This is a genomic window from Rhodococcus sp. 15-2388-1-1a (assembly GCF_002259145.1).
GTDB lineage: Bacteria > Actinomycetota > Actinomycetes > Mycobacteriales > Mycobacteriaceae > Rhodococcoides.
Window position 1 is genome coordinate 59,538 of record NZ_NPFP01000035.1, and the last position, 21,835, is coordinate 81,372.

12 protein-coding genes and 1 pseudogene are annotated in these 21,835 nt (G+C 58.7%); 10 read left to right on the forward strand and 3 right to left on the reverse strand.

Features of this window, described 5'->3' with window-relative positions; translation table 11 throughout:
* Positions 1-258: 258 nt before the first annotated feature.
* Positions 259-975, reverse strand: a complete 717-nt coding sequence (locus tag CH302_RS30670) for a hypothetical protein (protein WP_230596278.1) — start codon at positions 973-975, stop codon at positions 259-261.
* Between the two features lie 387 nt (positions 976-1,362).
* On the opposite strand from CH302_RS30670, the gene CH302_RS20185 reads away from it, so the two are divergent.
* From CH302_RS20185 to CH302_RS20195, 3 genes are all read left to right on the forward strand, one after another.
* Positions 1,363-1,827, forward strand: coding sequence for a 5' nucleotidase, NT5C type (locus CH302_RS20185; protein WP_037190853.1), 465 nt, complete (start codon positions 1,363-1,365; stop codon positions 1,825-1,827).
* 94 nt (positions 1,828-1,921) lie between these two features.
* Entirely contained in the window at positions 1,922-2,566 is a 645-nt protein-coding gene (locus CH302_RS20190) for a VWA domain-containing protein (RefSeq protein ID WP_230596279.1), read from the forward strand.
* Between the two features lie 217 nt (positions 2,567-2,783).
* A complete protein-coding gene (locus CH302_RS20195; RefSeq protein WP_141216695.1) occupies positions 2,784-3,746 on the forward strand; it encodes a hypothetical protein in 963 nt (320 codons plus the stop codon).
* Positions 3,747-4,632: 886 nt separating this feature from the next.
* Here the strand turns inward: CH302_RS20195 and CH302_RS20205 are convergent.
* Positions 4,633-5,715, reverse strand: a complete 1,083-nt coding sequence (locus CH302_RS20205) for a DNA cytosine methyltransferase (RefSeq protein WP_037190857.1) — start codon at positions 5,713-5,715, stop codon at positions 4,633-4,635.
* A gap of 158 nt (positions 5,716-5,873) precedes the next feature.
* Between CH302_RS20205 and CH302_RS20210 the strand changes: the two genes are divergently transcribed.
* The 7 genes and pseudogenes from CH302_RS20210 to CH302_RS20240 all read left to right on the forward strand — a co-directional run bounded on the left by CH302_RS20210 (position 5,874) and on the right by CH302_RS20240 (position 19,119).
* Entirely contained in the window at positions 5,874-8,441 is a 2,568-nt protein-coding gene (locus tag CH302_RS20210; RefSeq protein ID WP_037190859.1) for a Z1 domain-containing protein, read from the forward strand.
* The gene (locus tag CH302_RS20215; protein ID WP_037190861.1) at positions 8,438-10,264 is read left to right on the forward strand and encodes a hypothetical protein; all 1,827 of its coding nucleotides are present in this window, start codon (positions 8,438-8,440) and stop codon (positions 10,262-10,264) included. The genes CH302_RS20210 and CH302_RS20215 overlap by 4 nt, the downstream gene beginning before the upstream one ends.
* On the forward strand, positions 10,264-11,157 hold the full coding sequence (locus CH302_RS20220; protein WP_052047681.1) for a hypothetical protein: 894 nt from the start codon (positions 10,264-10,266) through the stop codon (positions 11,155-11,157). Before CH302_RS20215 ends, CH302_RS20220 begins: the two co-directional genes overlap by 1 nt.
* A gap of 107 nt (positions 11,158-11,264) precedes the next feature.
* A complete protein-coding gene (locus CH302_RS20225) occupies positions 11,265-11,906 on the forward strand; it encodes a DUF6339 family protein (RefSeq protein ID WP_141216696.1) in 642 nt (213 codons plus the stop codon).
* Between the two features lie 119 nt (positions 11,907-12,025).
* A pseudogene (locus CH302_RS20230) lies at positions 12,026-12,319 on the forward strand (restriction endonuclease); the annotation flags it as partial.
* A gap of 376 nt (positions 12,320-12,695) precedes the next feature.
* Complete coding sequence (locus tag CH302_RS20235; protein ID WP_052047683.1) at positions 12,696-18,155, forward strand: DUF3320 domain-containing protein; 5,460 nt, start codon at positions 12,696-12,698, stop codon at positions 18,153-18,155.
* A gap of 469 nt (positions 18,156-18,624) precedes the next feature.
* Positions 18,625-19,119, forward strand: coding sequence for a hypothetical protein (locus tag CH302_RS20240; RefSeq protein ID WP_141216697.1), 495 nt, complete (start codon positions 18,625-18,627; stop codon positions 19,117-19,119).
* A gap of 206 nt (positions 19,120-19,325) precedes the next feature.
* Here the strand turns inward: CH302_RS20240 and CH302_RS20245 are convergent, their stop codons facing one another.
* Positions 19,326-21,347 carry a hypothetical protein gene (locus CH302_RS20245; protein WP_052047684.1) on the reverse strand — a complete coding sequence of 674 codons (2,022 nt, stop codon included), beginning with the start codon at positions 21,345-21,347 and terminating at the stop codon, positions 19,326-19,328.
* Positions 21,348-21,835 lie beyond the last annotated feature (488 nt).

The window sequence follows — 21,835 nt, forward strand, 5'->3', positions numbered from 1 at the left end:
ATCGCCGATTGCACCGAAACTTGTCACAATTTCCATTTCATCACATAGACGGGGAATATCGAGCTAAGCCCGCGGAATGGGACTCGGACGAACCATCATTGTGAAGCGGCTCGTCGGCGTACCGGTTGCGGTACTATCTCTCCGGGATGCCCCCAAACTAACGAGTCCTTGCGTAGGCTATAGCGAGTATCAGAGCACAACAACGTATTTCGCGAGAACAGCCTGTGCTGGCTATCTCATTCGATCGGTGTATCCAGGCTAGAACAATGTCGGATCAGCGGGGACGAGTTGGTCGGCGAATCGATAGTTGCAGCCGATGTCGATCTTCTCGTTCGGGTCCTGCTTATCCCGGAACCAGGTGACGCAGGTTTCCGCGGCCAAGCGACGATCCTTGGTGAACAGGTAGCCGTCGGTGCAGTCATCGAAGTGTTCCTGCAGGTACCACTTGTCGAGAGTGATTGCCGCGGTCGAGTAGTCGGCGAGCAGTAGATGCCCGAGCTCTGTACGGGAGCGGCGAACAAGGAATACCTCGTCTTGCATCACCTGGAGTTGAGCACACGGGACGTCGTCGGACTCGTGCTCGCTGGGGATGTAGTCGTTGGGGCCGAGGTCGATGATGAGAGCCACCGGTTTCGCGAGTAGCGATTCGGCCAACCATTCTCGCGTGTAGACCCACGGATCGATCGCGAGACGGGTACCCGCAGGGGTGAAGAATGCGGTCAGCAGCGCCCCGCCTTCGACTGGTGCTCCCCAGCCGTCCACTGAGTCTCCGAGTCCGAACAGGTTGAAATCGGTCTCGTCGTCGCGCCACAGGGTTTTCGACATAACCTGACCGATCTGTATGTCGCCTTCCTGCTCGACTTCCACCGACCATCCGGCGTAGTCATGATCGAGGTCGGTAATCACGGCGTACCGATCTCCGTCGATGGTCGATGCGAAATGCCATTCTGGTGCGGCGTAGTCGGGTTGCTTCATGTATGTCTCCAAGTCTTTCGTCGGGTCGGACTTCGCGGCCACGGAGGGCGCGAGGTCTGCAAGTGCGCCGCCAGACTTCGTTCCGTTAGGGATAGGTCTAGTGCATCGTGGCGAGCGTGCGAGAAGACTCGACACGAGAGGTGGATGGCTGTCGCGCAACCGGTTTAGCTCTCCCCGGGGGACCCGCTCGATATAGCTGACGATAGCGGACGGGTCTGACAGAGTGCGGAGCTGACGCCGACGACGTCGGTCGCGAATCAGCTAGTCGTGGGCATGTGCGATGATCGAAATGCAGAGCGGATCAAGTTCTGCTTCTCTCGCGGTGTCGATGTTCCCGTGACTCTTCTCTGACATTGCACCGCGACGGTGCACGACGAAAGGTGCCCGATGGCCAAGAAAATTCTGTACGTAGACCTCGACAACACACTCGTGAACTTCCAGTCGGGCATCGACCGGGCAGACCCGGCTGACATCGCGAAATACCCGGGTGATCTCGATGAGGTACCGCACATCTTCTCGCTGATGGATCCCATCGACGGCGCGCTCGACGCTTACCGCACGTTGGCGGCGGTGTTCGACACCTACATCCTCTCCACTGCCCCGTGGAAGAACCCCAGCGCCTGGCACGACAAGGTGCTGTGGGTGCAGAAGCACCTCGGGTTCGACGAAGGATCCGTCGCCTACAAGAGACTGATCCTGTCCCACCACAAGAATCTGAATCGCGGCGACTTTCTCGTAGACGACCGACGCAATAATGGTGCCAGCAAATTCGAAGGGGAATGGCTGCGGTACGGCACCGAACCGTTCGAGACGTGGGACCAGGTGACGGCCTACCTGCTGGAACGGGCGTAACCGTCGTAGCGCAGTTCTTGTCGGTACCCCTCGGTATGGTTCGGCCATCAGCTTCACCGCGTCCATTCGGCGCACTTTCCATCAGGAGGTTCTTTTGACCAATCCACAGCTCTCTCTCGTTGCTGCTCTGCTCGACCGTTCGGGTTCGATGAATGCCATCGCCGACGACACCCGAGGCGGGTTCGATTCGTTCATTGCCAAGGAACGTGAATCCGACGGCAATACCGTTGTCACTCTGGCTCAGTTCGACGACCGATACGAGTCGGTCTATAGCTCGAAGCCGATCGCGGAAGTACCTAACCTCGTGCTGGAGCCACGCGGGATGACTGCCCTCTACGACGCCGTTGGCCGGCTCGTCACCGAGGTGGGTGCCGAGCTCAGTGGGTTACAGGAGGATGACCGCCCTGGCTCGGTCACCGTACTGGTGATGACAGACGGGCACGAGAACGCGAGCAAGGAGTGGACCAATACTGCTGTGCGCGAGCTGATTGCGAAGCAGGAGCGGGATTACCAGTGGGACTTCGTTTTCCTGGGTTCCAACATCGACGCTGTCGAAGTGGGCGCTGATCTCGGCTTCGCGCGGGAGAAGTCGATGACGTACGTATCGACAACGGTCGGCGTCACGGCTGCCTTCGATTCGGTGGCGAGCTACCAGGACCGTAAGCGTGCTCAGGTGCACGGAGCGCCTCTTGCCCAGGGTTTCTCCGAAGCCGATCGGCGCAGGGCGCGCGGCGAATGAGTAATAAAAGGCGGCAGCGGTGCGGCGGAGGGGATGATCGAGCTGATCTTCTTCCTGTGCATCGTTGCCGCGGTGCTCGGTTGGGTGTTCAGCTGAGTGCGCGCAGAGTTACACGTCGAGTTCACCTGATAGAGAGGGCTGTCTGATGGTCAACGACGAGACGGCGAGATTTCTAGTCCGCGAGTTGGGATCCGAGGGCGGTTGGGCATCTCCGGAGATGTCGGCGTACGACAATGAGGACCATCTTCAGCGGATCATTGCTGCCGCGCCGGAGCATGTGCCGGGTGTCTCCGAGTCCGCTCTCACGGTACGGGAGCTGGCCACGTCTGCCGGGCCAGCGGATGTCTGCATCGTCGACCGTGATGGTTCGGTCACCGTCGTCGAATGCAAGCTGGCCTCGAACACAGAGCGACGGCGGATGGTGATCGGGCAGGTCTTGGACTACGCCTCTGCGATTTCGTTGGGTGGCGAAGCCTCGTTCAGGAGACAGTGGGCAAGGCGCGGTGGCGTCGACCTAGGTGTTCTCGAGGAGGAGGCGGTTGAGCGGCTTGCCGAGAACATCGCCACCGGGCGTGTGCACCTTTGCCTCGCTGTAGATCGCATCGATGCGGATCTGCGGAGACTGGTCGAGTATTTGAATCGAATTACACGCGTCGAGATCCGCGTGACGGCATTGCAACTCGCGTACGCCCGGCACGGTGGTCTCGAAATCTTGGTGCCGTCGACCTACGGGGGTGAGTTAGCCGATGCGAAAGCGCATTCGTCCGGTGGCTCTGCGGGACCTGTTTGGACGAAAGAGTCGTTTCTGGAGGCCGTACTGTCTGACGGTGATCGGGCGTTGGCGGACAAGTTGTTCGACCTGCAGGAAGCTCTCGACGTCTCCTACGGAACTCACGACGATTTCTGGTTCGGCACTCCACCACGTGGAGCGGTGTTCTTTCATCCCTTCGGGTATCGGTACCCGCCGATGTCGCTGTGGATCAACAAGTCCGGTCAGTTGATGGCTTCCGGTTCGTGGACGAAGTATCCGCACATCGCCACGCATGACGGGTTTGCCGAGCTCGCTGAATTTCTCGGTCAGAACCACAGGGCCTCGGCACCCGGTCGCAGGGTTTCCGATCTGGACCTCGAACAATTCTGGAGCGTTGTCCTGGATTGCGCCCAGCAAATCAATGTCTAGGTCAGTGGTGCCGCGTGAATGGGCTCGGAACTGCTACCACCGGAACTCCTACGCTCGTTGTGATCGTGTGCGATTGTGATCTTGATTATCGACACTGCGACGGCAGGAGGGACATTCGGCGTGAGCGACTCGAAGCTAGAGCGTCCTACACAGATTTTCGATGCCCTATTCGGCGAGGGAGACGCGGCAACACGGGCCGCCGTTAGTTTGCGTGCACCGAGAAGGGGGTCCGTCCACACAATCCTCGATACGCAAGCCGACGACATCCTTCTAAGGCACCGGCATAGCTAGTGGAACGGCATCATTGGGCGCTTGCTTGCGGGCCCGGCTGTGATCTTGGCCCTCGGTGGAGCGTTTTGGATGTATCGAAAGAAGCGAAGCAAGGAACAAGATGAGCAACTCGACGCAGCTGAGGCGAGCCTCAGCGGGACAAGCGGTGGTGTCGATGCGCTCGAGAAGCTGATCCCTGTTGCGACGGAAATTCTCGACTACGTCGCCGTGCACGCCGGTCATGCCCTGAAGCGGTGGCAACGTGGTCTGGGTCCGCTTCCCGCCCAGTGGAAGTCGCTTACTGACGAACAGCGCGCGAGGTACCAAGATTTTCGTCGAGGTTCTCTCTTGCCAGCTGTCCGTGATCTCCATCAACGTCAACGACATTGCTGCCGCGAGTGACGTCGAACGAGTACGGATGACCGACTTCGCTCTCGAAGTTCTTCGGCGCTTGAAGCGGACGGTCGAGGCGCTCGTCTAGCGTTGCTGACAGACACGGGCGTCGAACAGAAAGTCTCAGTCTCGAATTCGTTGACGCAGCAACGTGGGAACAAGGCGGGCCAGTGGCAACCCTTTGTCGCAGGTAAGCACGACTAAGAATGCCCGGCAATTGCCGCTATACGGGGGTGCCGACAAGCGCGTCGACGCCAACCTTCGACGTGGACCACGGCAGTGTCACCGCGACATCGAGTGCTGCAGCGGACACTGGGAGCTTCAGGGCGGCAGCCAGAACGTGTGTGGCCAGTCTTGGCGGGATGGCGTTGCCGATTTGCTGTGAGATGTCCCGACCTGACCACGGGTAGTCCGCAGGGAAGGTCTGTAACAGTCCTGCTTCGACGGTAGTCATGCCACTGACTTTGCCGTCGCGCATCCGAATCTTGTTCCGGGTGGCCTTGCCCGTCACAGTGGCCGCGGGCTCTGCGGATGTGCGTTCGCCGCGTTTGCGCGGATCACCACCGCTGCCATAGTTGGAGACCACGGTGAACGGGGAGCTTTTTCGTAGTGCTGACTGCATGGGGACCCAGGGGAGAAGGCCAGTCCCAGTAGGGACGGCTGCCCCTTTTCGGAAATGCTCGTGAGTCGGTCTGGGCAGTGAAACGTCATCTTGCCATCGCGCTACCAGGATGGCGCGTCGTCGGGTTTGCGGCACGCCGAACTGCTCGGTACGCAGAACGGCGTAATCGACGCCGTATCCGTGGCTACGCAAGACATCGCCGATCGCTTCCCAGATGGGAAGTACCGCTGGCACCTGCTCCAGGACAATCGCTTCGTACGGTTTCTGAGCTTTGAGTGCCTCCAGAGCCCAGCGAAGCGGCTCGAGCACCAACCCAGTCCGCTCGTCCTCGAACTTGTGGAGACTCCGGGCCGCGTCGACTTCTTCGGCCATCGCTTCGGCGATGGAGACAACCTTATCCAGGGCTTGTCTGCCACTACCTTTACCCGCCAGTGTGTAGGTCTGGCAAGGCGGTCCGCCGGTCAGAACGTTCGCTTCCGGGAAACGGTCAGGGCCATAGTGGCGCACATCGGCCTGCTCTGTGGTCAATGCGGCCTCAGCACGAGTGGCGCACGCGTCGGGGTCGATCTCGATCCCGGTAGTAGTCATTCCGAGCCAGTGTGCACCTACATCGAGTCCGCCGGGCCCCGCGAACAAGTCGATCACTTTGTATCTCGTCGTCGATCGGCCTCCGGCGGGATCCATTCCTGCATGATAGCCGGCAGATCTTGGATCGCGTTCTCACCCCTGGCCGCAGCTTTGCGGCTTGAAGACACCAGACCGCCCGGATCGTTTCTGACCCGAACTCAAGACTTTCTGCGATAGCGTTCTGTCGTACCAAGCGAGACGGAGGCACGGAGTTGATGGACGAGTTCTACGCCGTATTTGCAGGCTGGGCGAGGAAGACATCGTTGGAGTCGGCCATCAGGAGCTTCAAGGGCAGGGTGTCCGCAGAGGAGTTGGATGCCTTCGTCGGGGAGTATCGGCGGAACATGGAGGGTGTCCTGAGCGGCGGCCCGCCGATCATTCATGGTCCCCGTGACCCGTGGTACGCAGGACCCAACGACAGTGCAGACGTCTACTGGCCGGCGCTCCGCAAATATATCGGCGTTGACTTGTCGTGGCCCGAAGACCGGATTGACTCGCTGAACGGCTCGTCGAACAAGGTCATCGCCTACACTCCTCGGCCGAACGAGTCGTCCTGGGATGCAAAGGGACTCGTCGTCGGTTACGTGCAGTCCGGAAAGACAACCAATTTTACCGCCGTCATCGCGAAAGCCGCGGACGTTGGCTACAAGTTCGTCATCGTGCTATCCGGTATTCACAATGGGCTCCGCAAGCAGACGCAAGAGCGCCTCGATGAGCAGCTCCAGCAGCTCACCCCAACGAAGTGGAAGCTTCTGACAAACGCGGACGACGATTTTCGTGCCCCGCCAATCAAGTCGACGGCATTGCTTCATGTCGACGACAGCGGGGTCATCCTTGCCGTAGTCAAGAAGAACGCGGCTGTGCTCAAGCGTTTGGACAAGTGGTTGGAACCAGCGGTCAAACAGCGAGCCCTTGTCGATGTGCCGACGTTGATAATCGACGATGAGGCAGATCAAGCCAGCGTGGAAACCAAGTCCATCAACCCTCTGATTCGCGGTATTATCGGCAAACTGCCTAAAAGCACGTACATCGGTTACACCGCAACGCCATTCGCCAACATCTTGATAGATCCCGCGGGTGGTGACTTGTATCCTAAAGACTTCATCTTGAATCTCCCGGAGCCGAAGGGATACTTCGGTACCGAGCGGATATTCGGCCGCGATGTGGTCGAAGGCGATGAAGCGGACGGGAAGGATCTCGACGGCTCCAACATGTTGCGGATCATCCCCGATGGCGATGTCGACGACGTACGTCCGCTGGGGAAGACCGCGTCAGCAAACTTCATCCCTTCGATTCCGCCGTCGCTTGCGGCCGCGCTCGATTGGTTCGTCTTATCCACAGCAGCGCGCCGCGCTCGCGGTGACGCCGGACATTCGACGATGCTGATACACACGTCGATGAAGACGGACGTGCACAATCAGTTCAAAGGTCCGCTCACTGCGTATGTAGCCGCCCTTGCGCGAGCATGGGCGTCAGGCGAGGAGGGTACTCAGACCCGTCTCCGGGCCCTGTGGAGTGCAGAGTCCGCGAAGGTACCGTCAGACGAATTCAGCTTGATTGCACTCAGTTTCGACGAGATCACCGCGGAGCTCGCGCAAGTGTTGACCGACTGCCGCGTCATCATCGACAACTTCCGCAGCGACGATCGCCTGGACTACTCGGGAGAGGGTCAAGTGGCAATCGCGGTTGGCGGTAATACTCTGAGTCGTGGGTTGACTCTCGAAGGGCTGATCGTAAGTTACTTCGTCCGCGCGGCGGGAGCGTACGACACCCTTCTGCAGATGGCTCGCTGGTTCGGATTCCGACCGGGTTATGAGGATCTGCCCCGGATTTGGATGACTGACGAGCTGCGCCGGTGGTTCCGCCACCTCGCGACGGTAGAACGTGAGATTCGGCTGGACATTGAACGGTACGAGTCCGAAGATCTCACTCCGACGGAGTTCGGCGTTCGGATTCGTACCCACCCGACGCTTCGCATCACCGCCAAGATGGGAGCGGCGATTCCTGCGTATGCTTCGTACGGTGGCCGCAGGGTTCAAACTCGTTATTTCAAGGCGCGCGACCATGAATGGCTGTTGCACAACAAGGATGCTGCCGACGGGCTCGTGTCACGTGTGCGCACCAAAGGATCAGAAGCGGAAGTGCTGGACTCGGGAACAGTACTGTTCCGCGACGTCGAGGCCGATGACGTACTCACTTTTCTCAGCGACTACAAAGCTCACGCCGACTCGCCCGATATAGATCATGAACTGATCAAGAAGTACGTGATCAAACAGCAGCGGCAGGGAAGTCTCGAAAGATGGAACCTGGCCGTGATGGCTGCTAAGTCTGGTGCGGAGAGAGGCACCGTCCGGTTAGGCGGGATCGATTTTGGTCGGATCGTTCGTTCCCAGCTCAAGAACGACGGCGACGAGCGAGCCGATATCAAGACGCTCATGTCGAAAGATCACCGGGTTGTGGACTTCATGGCTCCCGCCGAAGCCCGTAAACGTGGCGAGAACACGCTGATGGACGATCGGGATAAAGATTCGAAAGTTAGACGAATGGGTCTCCTGCTTGTCTACCCAATTGATCCAGTGTCCGAACCCGAAGCGGTTAACTCCGAGTCCAGAAAAGCCTTGGATGCTGTTGACGACGTGATCGGGATAGCGTTGGTCTTTCCAGGCTCCGCCGTCCAAACCAGCCAAGTGTCGCAGACGTACGTCAGTGTGGACTTGAGCGAGGCCGATATCGAAACGAACGATGACGAGCTCAACGAGCTGGTCGGTTTGGAGTCCAGTTGAGCCTGACTGCTGCGGTAGAGCAGCCGGCGTGGTGGTCGCAGCGCGTTGCTGCCGAGGGTTCGACTGCCTCGGAGGGAATTCGTCGTCAGCTGGGCAAGCCCAAACTTGATCCACTGACGGTCCTCATCCGCGAAGCGGCCCAAAATAGCTGTGACGCAGCACTTCCTGGTCATGATGTCGAGTTCAAGGTCCAAATCCGTAAACTGACTGGCAAAAGACTGGCTGGGTGGCGAGGGTTCTTACTCCCCGGACCCGACGGCGGCGGTCTGGGGCTGAAGGAGGCATTGGACCGTGAAGCAACAATCCTCATCATCTCCGACCGGGGTACAACTGGGCTTGGAGGTCCCCTGCGTGCAGACGAGCCCCCGCTCGATGGGGAAAGAGCGGATTTCGTCAAATTCATCCGAAATGTCGGTGAGCGCAAAGGTGTCGATCTTGGGGGAGGTTCATACGGCTTCGGCAAGGGGATTCTGTACAACGTCAGCCGCTGTCATGTGATCGTGGCGGATAGCCAGTGCGTCTTCCGTGGAAAGCCACAACGCCGACTCATCGGTGCGGCGATGGGGGATGGATTTCAGCACGACGGCGTGCGGTACACCGGGCGACACTGGCTCGGCGTGCAGGAAGGCGAGATCGCGCAGGCCCTCATCGGCGATGAGGCCGAAAGAATGGCGTCGTCGCTTGGTTTGCCGTCTTTTGCGCCCGGTCAGACGGGGACCACCGTCGCTATCGTCGACGTCGACCTTGGCGCAGTTCGCAACGGCGACATGGAAGAGCCACGCACACCGGAGGGCGCGGCTGACTACATCGCGTCGACTATGTTGTGGAATCTGTGGCCTCGGATGATAGACGGGGACAACAACCGGCTGAGGTGCTCGGTCAAATTCGAGGGCTTTCCGGTAGACATTCCAGATCCGGCGCGGACTATCGAACTGAAGCCCTTCGTGGATGCCTACCGAAAGCTCTCGCGTGCCGGTGAGTACGACGTGCCAGTCCGGAAAGCCAAGCCGCAGGAAATCGGTCGGTTTGCAATGGTTGAGTCGATGGCACCGATCACCAACAACTACCTGATGTCGCTTGCTGCGCCATTCAGCGGGTCCGCACATCATTGTGCGCGAATGCGTCAAGCTGATCTTGTAGTCGATTATGTTGCAGGCGAACCACACCCGAATGAGGCAGTTCAGTACGGTGCAGTCTTCAAAGCCGGCGTCGATGCCGACAGCTGCTTCTCGGACGCGGAGCCACCCACGCACGACGATTGGGTGACAAGTGGGCTCCACGGAGCCGCACTTGGTGTTGTTCGGCTGGGAGCGCGCTTCCTGAAGAGCAACCTCAAGCCATCTGTTCCGGACATAGACCCGGAGTTACACCATGAAGCGGCGTTGGCTCCTCTAGCTGGACGGCTGTCCGGCTTGGTTGCCGGGGCATCAGCCGATGGAGCCGGCTCGTCTGAGGGGAGCGGGAGCCGTCGGTCCGGTCGTTCTGGTGGGCGTTCAGCGGCCAAGCCCAAAATTGTGGACGGGCCTGCTCTCGTAGTGGTGAACGGTGAGGCTCTGGTAACTGCCCTAATCGAACTACCACTGTGGCCGACCTCGAAAACGGTAACCGCGGAGCCGCTCGTGGTCATCGAGGGAGGAACGGAGCAACCGGGGACACTGGAGCCTCCAGTGGTCTTGGGGTGGGCCGACGCTGCCAACGGAGAACAGCGAGTAGGTCGCAGCATTTCTGTCGCTCGGGAGGACAGCCGGAAATGGACGGTCTCCATCAGGCCTCCTAAAGACGCTGTAGTGCGCATTGCGTTGACTGTCGAGGACGAGGGCTGATGGCAGTCAGCGATGTTCGTCCGTACTTGGTTCCAGCCGTGGATACCGTGCAACCTTCAACGTGGTTCCGATCGGTCGACGGTGAATGGGAGCCGTTGGGCGACGCCATCGAGAACTGGGACTACCGTTCCGAGCTTCGCTTGCGCTGCACGATCGAGGTTGATCCAGCAGTCGTACGTGCGCAGTCGATGCTCGACGATGGGTCGCCCTTGGCCTTCCACTTCGGGTGGCGAGCGTTGGACACGTATCTGGTCGGGCCTTCGGTGCGTGTGTCGTTGTCAGAGAACTACTTCGAGGTAATCATCGAGATCGATCCGCAATTTGCGGGTGCCACTATTTCGTTGACTCGGCGATTGGTGCTGGAGCGCGACAGGTTGAGCCCGCTTCCTGGCGAGGCCCGGCACGCGGGAAGCATCCTGTGGAGCGATGAGCAATCGCTGAGGCTGACTGGAACCGAAGCCATGTTTCCGACGGAAGTGGTCGACTTCGAGGCATTCGGCATCGATAACGGTGCCAGTTGGCACCTTCGGATGCCGCCCAGCCCTGATGAGCCTGCCATGGGTGCGTTGCTGTTATTGCTCAACCCATTGGACACGAAGCTCGTCAAGGCCGTGCAGAAAGAAAAGAACCACACGGACGAACAGCTCGCACTGATCCAGGAGATGGAGGAAGATCTCGTGCAGGAGATCGTTCGGTGGTCGTTGGCTCATTGGGACGAACTCGAAGATTGCGACAAAGAATCCTTCGGTGCCGCCGCTCGTAGCCTCGCGTTGCGCGTCCTGGATGATCCTGCCGCATGGACGGCTGAGTCGGTCCTGAGCTCCTCCATGGATTTGCGTAGCTCTCTTGTCGCGGGCGCACGCTCGATTGGATTCGGACGGTTACTCTCGTGACAGACCTCTGGCCTCGGCTCAGTCTTGCATCGGGCGTGGTTGCGCTACGGAAGCTCGACGAAGACCCAGAGAACATGGCTGGTGCAGCGCGGGCGAAGCATCCTCAGATGACCTACGCCGCTAGCGGCGGAAGGCGAGTCAGCGAGTCGGGTGTACAAGAGTTGGTTGATGCTATTCGTACGATTGCGCACGATCACGGCTACCCGGGCGAGGTAGCGAAGGCGGACCTGATCAATTTTGATCGAGTGGCGGCCGAGCATGTTCACCGGACTATGCGGATTACCTCGGTCGAAGCTGCAAATCGAGGCGTGTGGACGTTCCTCTCGGTTGTAGCGATGCCCGATGTAACCCAGTGGCGCTTCCCCAACGAGAACATTGAACGTTGGATAGCGACTGACTTGACAAGGCACATGTTCTCGCGACTGTGGTGGCAGGCAATGACATTCGGACGATCCGTAGATGGAGCAATGGACTATTCGCTACTGCGGAAGCTGTCGGAAAGCGACTTGAACCAGATCACCGAACGACGCTCGATTGCTGGTGTCACCCCACTCGCCCGCGCCATCGCACGGGTCTCGACCGAAAGCGACGGAGCCACCGGTCGCCGCAAGGCCCTCCGCGACTCGGTACCTCGACTGCGCAGGTTGATGGCGTTCATAGACTTCTCAGTGCTGAGTGACGACCAGCTTGACGACCGTGTCCGGGCCATTTTTCGTGAAACTTCGATCGCAAAGCCGGTGCAGGAATGACTCGGCAAGCAACTGCGTCTGGCTGACGTCTGGCCGTGCGTAGATAGTGAGTCCGGATTTTTAGTCGGATGGTGGCAACAAGCTATCTTTGCCTTAACTGCTCAAGATTGGGGTTTTACGTGGGTTCTGTGCACGACGTGATCGAGGCTTTTCGCGATGCACCGTCTAATTCTGAGCGTGGGACCAAGTTCGAGCAGCTGATGGTGCGGTACTTCGAGCTCGATCCCATGTTGAGCCAGGAATATGACCAGGTGTGGCGGTGGATGGACTGGCCCGAGCGCGCCGGCAAACCGGACACCGGCATCGACCTTGTCGCACGCAACCGTGACACCGGCGCATTGACCGCCATTCAGTGCAAGTTCTACGAGCCCACTCACACCCTGGCCAAAGCCGACATCGACTCCTTCTTCACCCCGAACCTCCTGCCTCAAGGCCAATGCAGCTGGATCGGTCTCTCTGTGCCGAAAATACATAGCGACTGCCACGGCAACCGAGGCCAGCGCCACAACAGCGAGAATAATTGCGAGCGTGGTGGTTCCCGTTTGTCTTCCTCGTTTCGAATCGCGCGGGTTTCGAAGTCTGTGCCTGTGGGCTGAGGTTCCGCAGGGATCCCACGCATCGACGAGTCGCCAACCGGGTCGGCGTCAGGTGAGATGTCGCTGGCGGGTACGGCTACGTTACAACCCTGCGAGGGTCGTCGTGGTCTTGTTCGGATGTCGCGAGTAGCACGGCTGGGTACAAACCAACCGATACGATCTCGAGAGACCGAGTCGCGAGGGAGAACGCTTGATGGGTTCATCGAACAACGCTGCAGGCTCGCTGACGCCTGAGCTCGCCGCAAGACTCGATCGCCAGCTCGCGTCATGGCGGGAGAATCTCTTGGCGCTGGACCGTCGACAGCGCCTCGTGTATTTCAAGCACACCAAGGTCGGATCGCTGGAGATCGCTGATCCAGGCCCTGAAACACTCCTGTCGCAGTTGTCTAGTGGAGCCCTGACAGTGCGAGTACGTGACGCCGAGGGGGCGTCGCGCACGATCGGCCGGTCTGTGTTCGTGAAAGACAAGACACGGGAGACCCTTGCGACCTCGATGCGTCGCATTGACACTCAGTCGAACCAGGCATATGCCGACAGAGGTGTGTGGACGCTGAACCTGGGACTGTGGATGCTTCGGTGGACTGACACCGCAGATGATGCAGTGGTAGAAAGTCCGCTGCTGATGATCCCCGTACGGGTGCATCGAAGCGGCGCGGACCAGCCGTATTCGATATCGCGCACCGAAGACGACATCGCCGTCAATCCGGCACTCAAACTGAAGCTGGACGAATTCGGTGTCACACTCCCTGACATCGATCCGGACGTAGTCGCAGTAGAGACCTTCCTAGCCGAGGTCGGAGCGCTCATCGCTGGCAAGAAAGAATGGTCTGTCGAGCGACGAGCAGTGTTGTCCAACTTTACCTTTCACAAGGAGGCGATGTATCGAGACCTTGCCTCGAACCGAGACGTCGTTGCTCGACACCCGATTGTTCGGTTGCTCTCCCTCGGCCCGCAAGCCCCATCCGCAGGCAACTACGGGTTTACGCCACTTGCATTGGAAACGCTCGACGAAGTGAAGCCTCCCGAGGAACTTTTCAGCATCCTCGACGCAGACTCCACCCAACGGCGCTGTGTCTTGACAGCCGTCAGCGGCAAGAGCTTCGTGATGGACGGCCCGCCGGGAACAGGCAAGAGCCAGACGATCGCAAATATGATCGCTGAACTTATCGCCGCTGACAAGACGGTCCTGTTCGTCAGTGAGAAGGCGGCCGCTCTGGACGTCGTCCGCGACCGCCTGAACAACGCCAACCTCAAGCATTTTCTCTTCGAGCTCCACAGCCATGCTGCTACCAGGAAGGGCGTGGCCGAGGAACTCGGTAAAAGTTTGCATCAAAGGCTCAAAGTGCAATCCACCTTCGGCGATCAGGATGTGTCGCGGCTGGGCAGAACGCGGAATGAATTGGGCGAGTTCGCAGCCGCGATGAATGAAGTAGACCCGCTATTGAGACGAAGCGTCTACAGCGTCGTCGGCCGGTTGATCGAACTCGGTGAACGCGTCGAGGTGTCCTTGTCGTCGGACACACGATGGACAAAGTTGAGTGCTGATTTCCTCGACGAACTTCGACAACACGGAGAACGTCTCGGAAAGCTGTGGTGGGTCGTCGAGAAGGGTGACCAGTATCTATGGCGTGATTTGCTGCGCACAGACTTGAACGGCGAGGATGCGCGGGCGTACGGGCGCATTGCGGGTCGTGCGGCAGCTAGTGCGCATGCTGTTCTGTCGCGCGCAGAAACCATCGATGAAGACACGGGTATCGACTTCGAGGATTCGCTGGATGGGTTGAAGCGGCGAATTAAGCTATTGGAGCTCCTCGACTCCCGCATCGGGACCCCTGAGCACTGGTATGCGTCGAATGAGCTGCCCGATGTTCGCAGTCGGCTGAGGTCGGCGAGGACACTTACGTCCGACATCCGTGAGCGGGTCAACGAGCTGGCCACGTCCGCTGGACCACGATGGCGAGAGCTCGACAGGTCTGGACTCAGGACACTGCATACGTACACGGACAACACGGTCGATATCCAAATGACGGGAGGGCAGATCGAGGAGACGATTGCAAAATTAGTCGAGCTCAAATCGACCCTTGCCGAAATCAGCGAGGCGCACAATGAACTGTGCGCCCTGCTTGGGCTGCCCTTCGGAGCACCGAGTCTAGGACGCGTGACGGAGATCGCCGACCTCGCCCAGATCGGTGCAGCGAAAGACCTGCCAGAGAAGAATTGGTTGAACGCCGCGATTCTCCAAAGGATCAGCGAGTCCATTGACGTTCTGGAATCGGTTGTGGAGCACGCAAACAGGCGTCAAGAGTCCTTGAAGGACGTTTTCACTCCAGCCGCCCTTGATCTCGATCTCAGCGCGTTGAACGTGAGATTTCGGGAGGTGCACACTGGGTTCCGTAAATGGTCCTCCAGCGCACGTGCAGACAAGAAATCACTGAAGTCCGTGACGATTTCAGGTCGCGTTGACAAGTCCGTGCTCGGCCGTCTCGATGAAGCTGCGAGCTGGCAGACGTCAGTACGTGAGGTTGCCGAAAAAGAGACTCAGCACGGTGCAAATCTGGGATCGAAGTATCACGGTCCAACCACTGAATTCGACCGAGCCAGAGCAGCGTTGGACAACGCACGTCGGGCCGTCCGCTTGGCCGGGTCCGATATCGATCCGGATACCCTGGCAACTCAGATTTCGGCGGGGGCCGTCGCCGATCCTCGCTTGCTCGTTGTTGCTGCTCAAGCTCGAGATGCCATCCGACACTGGCATACCCTGTTCAAGTCGGTACCTGTCCTCGCCGCTCAGGCATTCGACCCCAACTCGAGTCTCGAAGAACATTCGGCATGGGCGTCGACGAGCCTGGGGTCCCTTCGGCACTTGCTGCCAGTAGTGCAGCAGGTTTCCAAGGTTGCTGGCTCGTCAGTCTCGCTCGCGGTGGCCACCACGATGCTGTTCGATGCTGATGCTGTCGCTACCATGATCGACGAACTTCGTTCCGTGCCGGACTTCGATCAGAGCTACTTCGGTGTACCGACCCTCGGACTGGATAGCGACTTCGACGACTATGAGATGAAGCTCTGTCATGCCGAGGCCTTTCAAGACCTCCTGCATGGTTCGGTAACGCCCGAGGTGGCGGCTCAGTTCAACGAGTCGAACAGCACCTTCGCGGATTTCGATGATGTCGTTTCTGAATTCGAGTCCGGCCGCGAGGAGTTCCTCGGCTTGTTCGCGAACGAGCGCCGCAGTGAACTGGAGCGTGAGCTCGTCGCGGGAGTGGAAGAGTTCGGTTCCATGTTGCGTGAGTTCGAAGAATCAGCGGCCGGCGAGGTGGAGGAGTGGTGCGACGCAACTACCGAGATTCGGTGGTTCGAGCGGGCCGGCTATTCGTCTGTCCTCGCCGCCTTGCGGAAATCTCGAAGGTCTCCGACCGATGTCGCCGAAATTCTGGAATACGCGGCGCTGGAGGCATGGATCGACTCGCGGTCGCGACACGACCGCAGGCTCAAGCACTACCGAGCTCCTGACCGAATTCAAGCTGTCGAGACGTTCAGGGCGCTCGATACCGAACTGGTAAATAATGCGCGGGCGCGAGTGATCGAACAGTGCAATCGGCGGGCTCCGATCAACATCAACAGCCGAGCTGCTGGCATCATTACTCGCGAGAAGGAGAAGAAGACCCGTCACAAGCCGGTACGAAAGTTGTTGGAAGAGGCAGGATCGCTTGTCCAGCAGATCAAGCCGTGCTTCATGATGAGCCCGCTGGCTGTCTCGCAGTTCCTACCGCCGGACCTCCGTTTCGATGTAGTGATTTTCGACGAAGCATCGCAGGTTCTTCCGTCCGATGCGGTGAACTGTGTCTACCGCGGTGACCAATTGATCGTGGCCGGTGACCAGAAGCAGCTACCGCCCACCGACTTCTTCCGCTCGACCGCTGACGATCTCGACGCGGACGAAGATGACGAGACCGACGTGTTCGACTCAGTGCTCGACCTTGCCAAGGGCGCCGGCGGGTTGACGTCGCTCCCGCTGAACTGGCACTACCGCAGCCGTCACGAGGATCTCATCAGCTTCTCGAACTACAGCTTCTATGACGGCAGCCTGAATACCTTTCCCGGTGCCGTGTTCGACGCACCTGACCTCGGTGTCGAGCTGCAATACGTTCGGGGTATCTATCGTCGTGGCTCGACTCGCGACAATCCCGTCGAGGCATCCAAGGTGGCCGAGCGTGTGGCGTGGTTCAGGGAGCACAATCCGAACGACTCGATCGGCGTCGTTACATTCTCGTCGGCGCAATCAGATTGCGTTCTCGCCGAGATCGACAGGCAGTCTACGACAGTCCCGAGTCTGTACGGGATCACCAGCGAACACGACCGTCTCGACGGCTTTTTCGTCAAGTCACTCGAGAACGTTCAGGGCGACGAACGAGACATCATCATCTTCAGCCTGGGTTATGGACCAACTGAGGAGGGCAAGCTGCATTCCAACTTCGGACCACTGAATCGTGCCGGGGGATGGCGTCGCCTGAATGTCGCCATCACACGAGCTCGTAAACGTGTCGAAGTTGTTGCCTCGTTCCGTGCGTCGGAGTTGCCGGATTCGAATAACCCGTCACTTCGACATCTGAAGAATTACCTGGACTTCGCTGAGCGCGGTCCGAAATCACTGGCGATCGACGCAGTCGATACCGACGAGCTGTTCGAGAGTCCCTTCGAGGAACAGGTCGCCTCTGTGATCCGGAGCTGGGGGTACGACGTCGTGTCTCAGGTTGGGGTGGCTGGATACAAAATCGACATTGCCATCAGACATCCCTCACGGCCAGGCACATACGTTCTAGGGATCGAATGTGACGGTGCCGCGTATTTCTCCGGCAAGACTGTGCGCGATCGCGACCGGCTACGCGATCAGGTTCTCAGAAGCCTGGGTTGGTCGATCTACCGAGTGTGGGGTCTGAGTTGGTGGCGTGACCGCTCCGGCCAGGAGGCGGTTCTTCGACATGCCATTCAGGCCGCAATAAGCGGTGCCGACCGGGTCGCGTCGACCGGGGCTGAGGGCGACGCGCCGAGCGCTGCGGTTCCGGTCGTCGAGTACACCGAAGTAAGAACGTCAGGAGCGCGCGACTGGACGACGGAGTACGTGGCCTTCTCCCAGCCTGCGGGCGATACGGGGGATGTGAAGACCCCGGAAGGCAAGCGAGATGCCAAACGGTTCTTCGAGGATGTCATCAGCATCGAGTCTCCGGTTCACGCCGATGTACTGTATGAGCGCTTCCGGAGCGCCTGGGGTATCGCGCGGTTGGGAGCAGCGATCAAACCGGAAGTCGACCGGGCTATGAACCGCGCCAGCCCGTACGGTGCCGACGAAAGAGGCTTCTATCGGAGCGGCTCGAACAAAGTTGACAGCGTTCGGATCCCAGCTCACGGGCAAAACGCTCGAAAACTATTACACGTTGCGACAGAGGAGATCTCGATCGCAGTCTGTCGCATCGTGCAGGAGTCGGTAACCATCGATGACAAGAATTTGATGTCGCAGGTTGTCGAACTATTCGGTGGTCAGCGGGTGTCCGCTGAATCGAAAGTCCTGATGAGCTCGGTGGTGGATTCGCTCATCGAAGAAGGCCGTTTACACCGAGATCAATCTGGGGATCTGGTGGCGTTGCTTGCTGAATAAATTCAACGGTTTTCGACTCGGAACGGCGAGAGGGATTTCCAGCTTGAGATGCTTAGTGCTGAATCGATGTCAGCCGGACTCATGTGCCGTGGTTCGCATTTCGTAGTGCGTAAGCTGCATCACCTTGTCCTCTTGTTTGAGACGCCACATCGCTAGCTAGACGCACCGCTAACGGCCTAGCTCAAAACTTGGCTCTCACCGTCTAGGAGGATCAGTTTGGGGTGGATTTTTGTGGTTCGGTGTCCCTAGCTGACGTCCCGCTAGGTTCTGCCTCATCTAATCCACCCTGTTGGTGAGTTCAGTTTCCGGTAAGAAGATGCACACGGCGTAGCCGCGGATCAGAAGACCAGCTAGTTTCGGACGGGCGGACCTACCGGCGAATTCTGTAACGGGTACGAGTGATCTATCGATTCATCAACAGCGACAACTGATGCTGATACAAAGAATGATGCAGACGAAAGGATCCAACATGGATATGAGCGACGTCGAGCGCCGGCTATTGGATTTGGAACGGCGACTCGCTGCGATCGAGGGTGGTGGTCACGTCATATCGCTCGACAAAACGAGTGATGTGTCAAGCGGGATTTCTGCCAGGTCTTTGGTTCACGCGGAAGTTCGTAACAAACGCTTCGAACCAGAAAACCCTAACGCGGGAATATTTTCGTCGTATGTATATTTTGACTGTGGTTTCACGCTCCATCGCTCTGCAAAGCCGACGCGCGCTGTCAAGGGTGCCTTCGAGTTTTGTGACATCTTCGAAGAACCTCAATTTGTCGTGACCTTCACGATGAACGACGGGCTCGAACCCGGGAAGACATCGAGCAGCGATGGAATAGGTTTGGAGTATAACCAATTTATGCCCGACCATCAATGGTTTATGGGAACTGAATTGAGAGATATGACATGCCGATTTCGTGTCGATAAAGTAATTTACCGCGATGGCACGTCTGATGATTTCGTTTAGACGGTGCAATGGACGATGCCCGCGTGCGTTGCCTGAACAAGAACGGCCCTTGGTTATAGCAGGATTCCGATATGGGAGGATGAGTGCCCGGCTGTTGCCCGGTTAGTATCGAGAGACGGACGAATCGCTCCCTCCAATTTAGCGCTGAAGTAACTGCGAACAACGATTGCGATTAAACCCGGCGAATGACGGTACTGGCTCGTCTGTCAGGTGAGCGAGACATCCGTTTCTTCCGCCGCTGCTTCGAGTGCGGCAGCCACGACCTGCAGAAAAGTGGTTGATTCCGAGTTTTGTCCGTCCCCGTGCACAGTGACGTTCTTGGCAAAAATGTCGCGGGAGATGTGGGCGGCCCGCAAGACTGTAGATCCGGTACCGCTGTAGTTGTAGCTGATCTGCCAGTCCGAGCGTGGGAGCTCGGAAAGTCGCTTCTGGATCGGATCCACCAACCTTTGAGCAATCTTGTTAGCAAAGTGGTCGATCACCGCAGCTTGGTCCTCTGCGGTCTCCGGCGGACGCCCGTTCCATCGAGCCGGTTTTGCTAGCGCCTTGTAAATTTCTTCTTTCAAGGCTTCACGAAGCTCAGCGTTGGGTCGCAGCGTCTCGTATTGATCTGCACTGCCTTCGGCGAAGCGTTTGGAGAGAGCTTTGATCTTTTGCCAAGTCTGCTTCTGGACTTCCTCGACTTCGGCGGTACCCAGAATTCCACCCCAGCGGTAGTGAAACTGGCGGATTCCTGTCTCGATAGCTTCGATGAGTGCGGCCCTCTCGTACACCGGAGTTGCCAAGCCTGATTCCGGTGCAGTTGCACTTCTTTCGATCATTTCGAGTAGTCTTTTGAACTGCGAAATCGACCATTTACCATTTCGATTGCCAGGCTTCAGCTGCTGGTCGATACCGGCAAGGAACACGCGATTATCGGCAAGTCTCTCGCGGACCGACTGCTCCGGCCGCTGACCGAAGTCGTTGCGAATCGCGCTGATCACATTGTCCACGCTCGCGAGGACGTGATGCGCCCGGTCGCTCGCACTTGTGAGATTGTCTCCCTGCACGTCCTCGAAATGGGTGAAGCAGAAGATCAGCTTCTCGATGTTGCCGGACGTCAAGATAGAGCGGATGGCGGCGGTAGGTGCTGCCTGCATCGGCTGTTGGGCGTTGTCCACCAACACCACTGCGTCCACCTGGTTGATCGTGTGTGCAACCGTGGTCGGGAGCGCGGCTGAGGACTTCGCGGTGTGGCCGAGTCCTTCACCGTCGATGAGAACCACCTTGGGAAGCTCATTGTCCGTCCAATCCGGTAGGAACGGCCCGGATACGCGGATGCCGTCGACCAGTGGTGTCAGCAGATGGCCGAACAATGGCGCGTAGTTGGATGTGAATCGATTGACCGTTTTCAGGAAGGTTGCGCGATCGTCGGACTCGAAATGCCACGTCTCGGGCCAGCCCGTGTGGTCGCGTGACAGGGTCCCGATGTGCTGGACACGGAATCTCTTGTCCATATCGTCCAGGAGGCTGTCCACTATGCCGTGAAACATTTCTTGCTGACGCAGCCACGAGTCGACTTCCTCGTCGGCTTCACCGTCATCGCTAATTGCAGCGTGACTCGAGACCAGGAACTTCAGGCCCTCGATCGCTGCATCGATTTGGCTCGAACTGAAGTCGAGGTCGATGCCATCGAGGGGAGTTGGTTCTGCGTCGAACACAGGCTTGGCTCCAGGCGTAGAGTCGGACTCCTCGAATTCGTCGAACTCATCGAACTCACTGGTTTCTACGGCTACAGGAACCGCCGCCTTGGCATTCTGCTTTCGGCCGAGGACGTAGCTGAAGCGAAAGCGCTGGTTTTCGTGATCCAGGAGTGCAGACCGAATCGCGTCGGGTGCGGCACCGCTTCGGATCAATAAAGCTGCTCTGACACCATTTTCGAGAAGGTGATCGGTCACCTCATCAGAGGAAAAGAAGGTGACGACTGCTTTGTACGGCCCCTCGGCGACAATGATCTCGGTGTCAGCCACGGTCGTTTTTGCGGTCGACGTCGATGGGAACCGGTCGCGATCCGGATCCGTACCCAGCATCTGACGAATGACTGTGGTCTTGCCGGCCCCCGTGGTTCCGATCATGAGAACGCGGCGGTAGTCGTCTTCGATGGTGGGCAAAGGGAGGTGGTCGTCGCGAAGTGCCACCGACGCATCGAGGCGTCGAGGTTCGGCGCTGTCGTAGAACGCCGAGATCACGGTGGGGCTGAACGCCTTCTCTGCTTCGGAGCGAGCTGACGAGTCCCACCACCGCTGCTTCTGAAGCAGCGAGTTGAGCTGGCTGACAAAGACGTCAGCAGCATCCTCATCCGATGTGCCGATCGACCGACGGATTCGACGGCCGGGGAGACCAGTCGATGGATCCTCTCGTGCTGGGTGCCGGAACGTGACCGTGAACGGCTCATGAGTGCTGTTTTGCGTTGCTGTCGCCGTGTAGCTGATTGTTCTGCCTTCGCCCGAGAATGTCGTGATCGGACATTACTATCTCTTGACGCTGCCTCCGCGTCAATCGACGCGGCTCAGCTGCTCTTCCACCGAAGTCGACCATCGGACCCGGTTCCGCAGACCATCGCAGTGCCCTTATTGGTAACTCCTGGCAGCCCGGGAACATCGCAGAATGAGCCCGGGTGCACCACGCCTCCCACGGACTCAGGTGCCTCTACCGGCGGTGGGGTGTAGACGGGGGC

Excerpts from the sequence above, each read along its gene's own strand:
- CH302_RS20225 (WP_141216696.1), top strand. The coding sequence starts at position 11,265 with ATGACCTACGCCGCTAGCGGCGGAAGGCGAGTCAGCGAGTCGGGTGTA.
- CH302_RS20220 (WP_052047681.1), top strand. The coding sequence starts at position 10,264 with ATGGCAGTCAGCGATGTTCGTCCGTACTTGGTTCCAGCCGTGGATACC.
- CH302_RS20210 (WP_037190859.1), top strand. The coding sequence starts at position 5,874 with ATGGACGAGTTCTACGCCGTATTTGCAGGCTGGGCGAGGAAGACATCG.
- CH302_RS20195 (WP_141216695.1), top strand. The coding sequence starts at position 2,784 with ATGTCGGCGTACGACAATGAGGACCATCTTCAGCGGATCATTGCTGCC.
- CH302_RS20235 (WP_052047683.1), top strand. The coding sequence starts at position 12,696 with ATGGGTTCATCGAACAACGCTGCAGGCTCGCTGACGCCTGAGCTCGCC.
- CH302_RS20205 (WP_037190857.1), bottom strand. The coding sequence starts at position 5,715 with ATGGATCCCGCCGGAGGCCGATCGACGACGAGATACAAAGTGATCGAC.
- CH302_RS30670 (WP_230596278.1), bottom strand. The coding sequence starts at position 975 with ATGAAGCAACCCGACTACGCCGCACCAGAATGGCATTTCGCATCGACC.
- CH302_RS20240 (WP_141216697.1), top strand. The coding sequence starts at position 18,625 with ATGGATATGAGCGACGTCGAGCGCCGGCTATTGGATTTGGAACGGCGA.
- CH302_RS20185 (WP_037190853.1), top strand. The coding sequence starts at position 1,363 with ATGGCCAAGAAAATTCTGTACGTAGACCTCGACAACACACTCGTGAAC.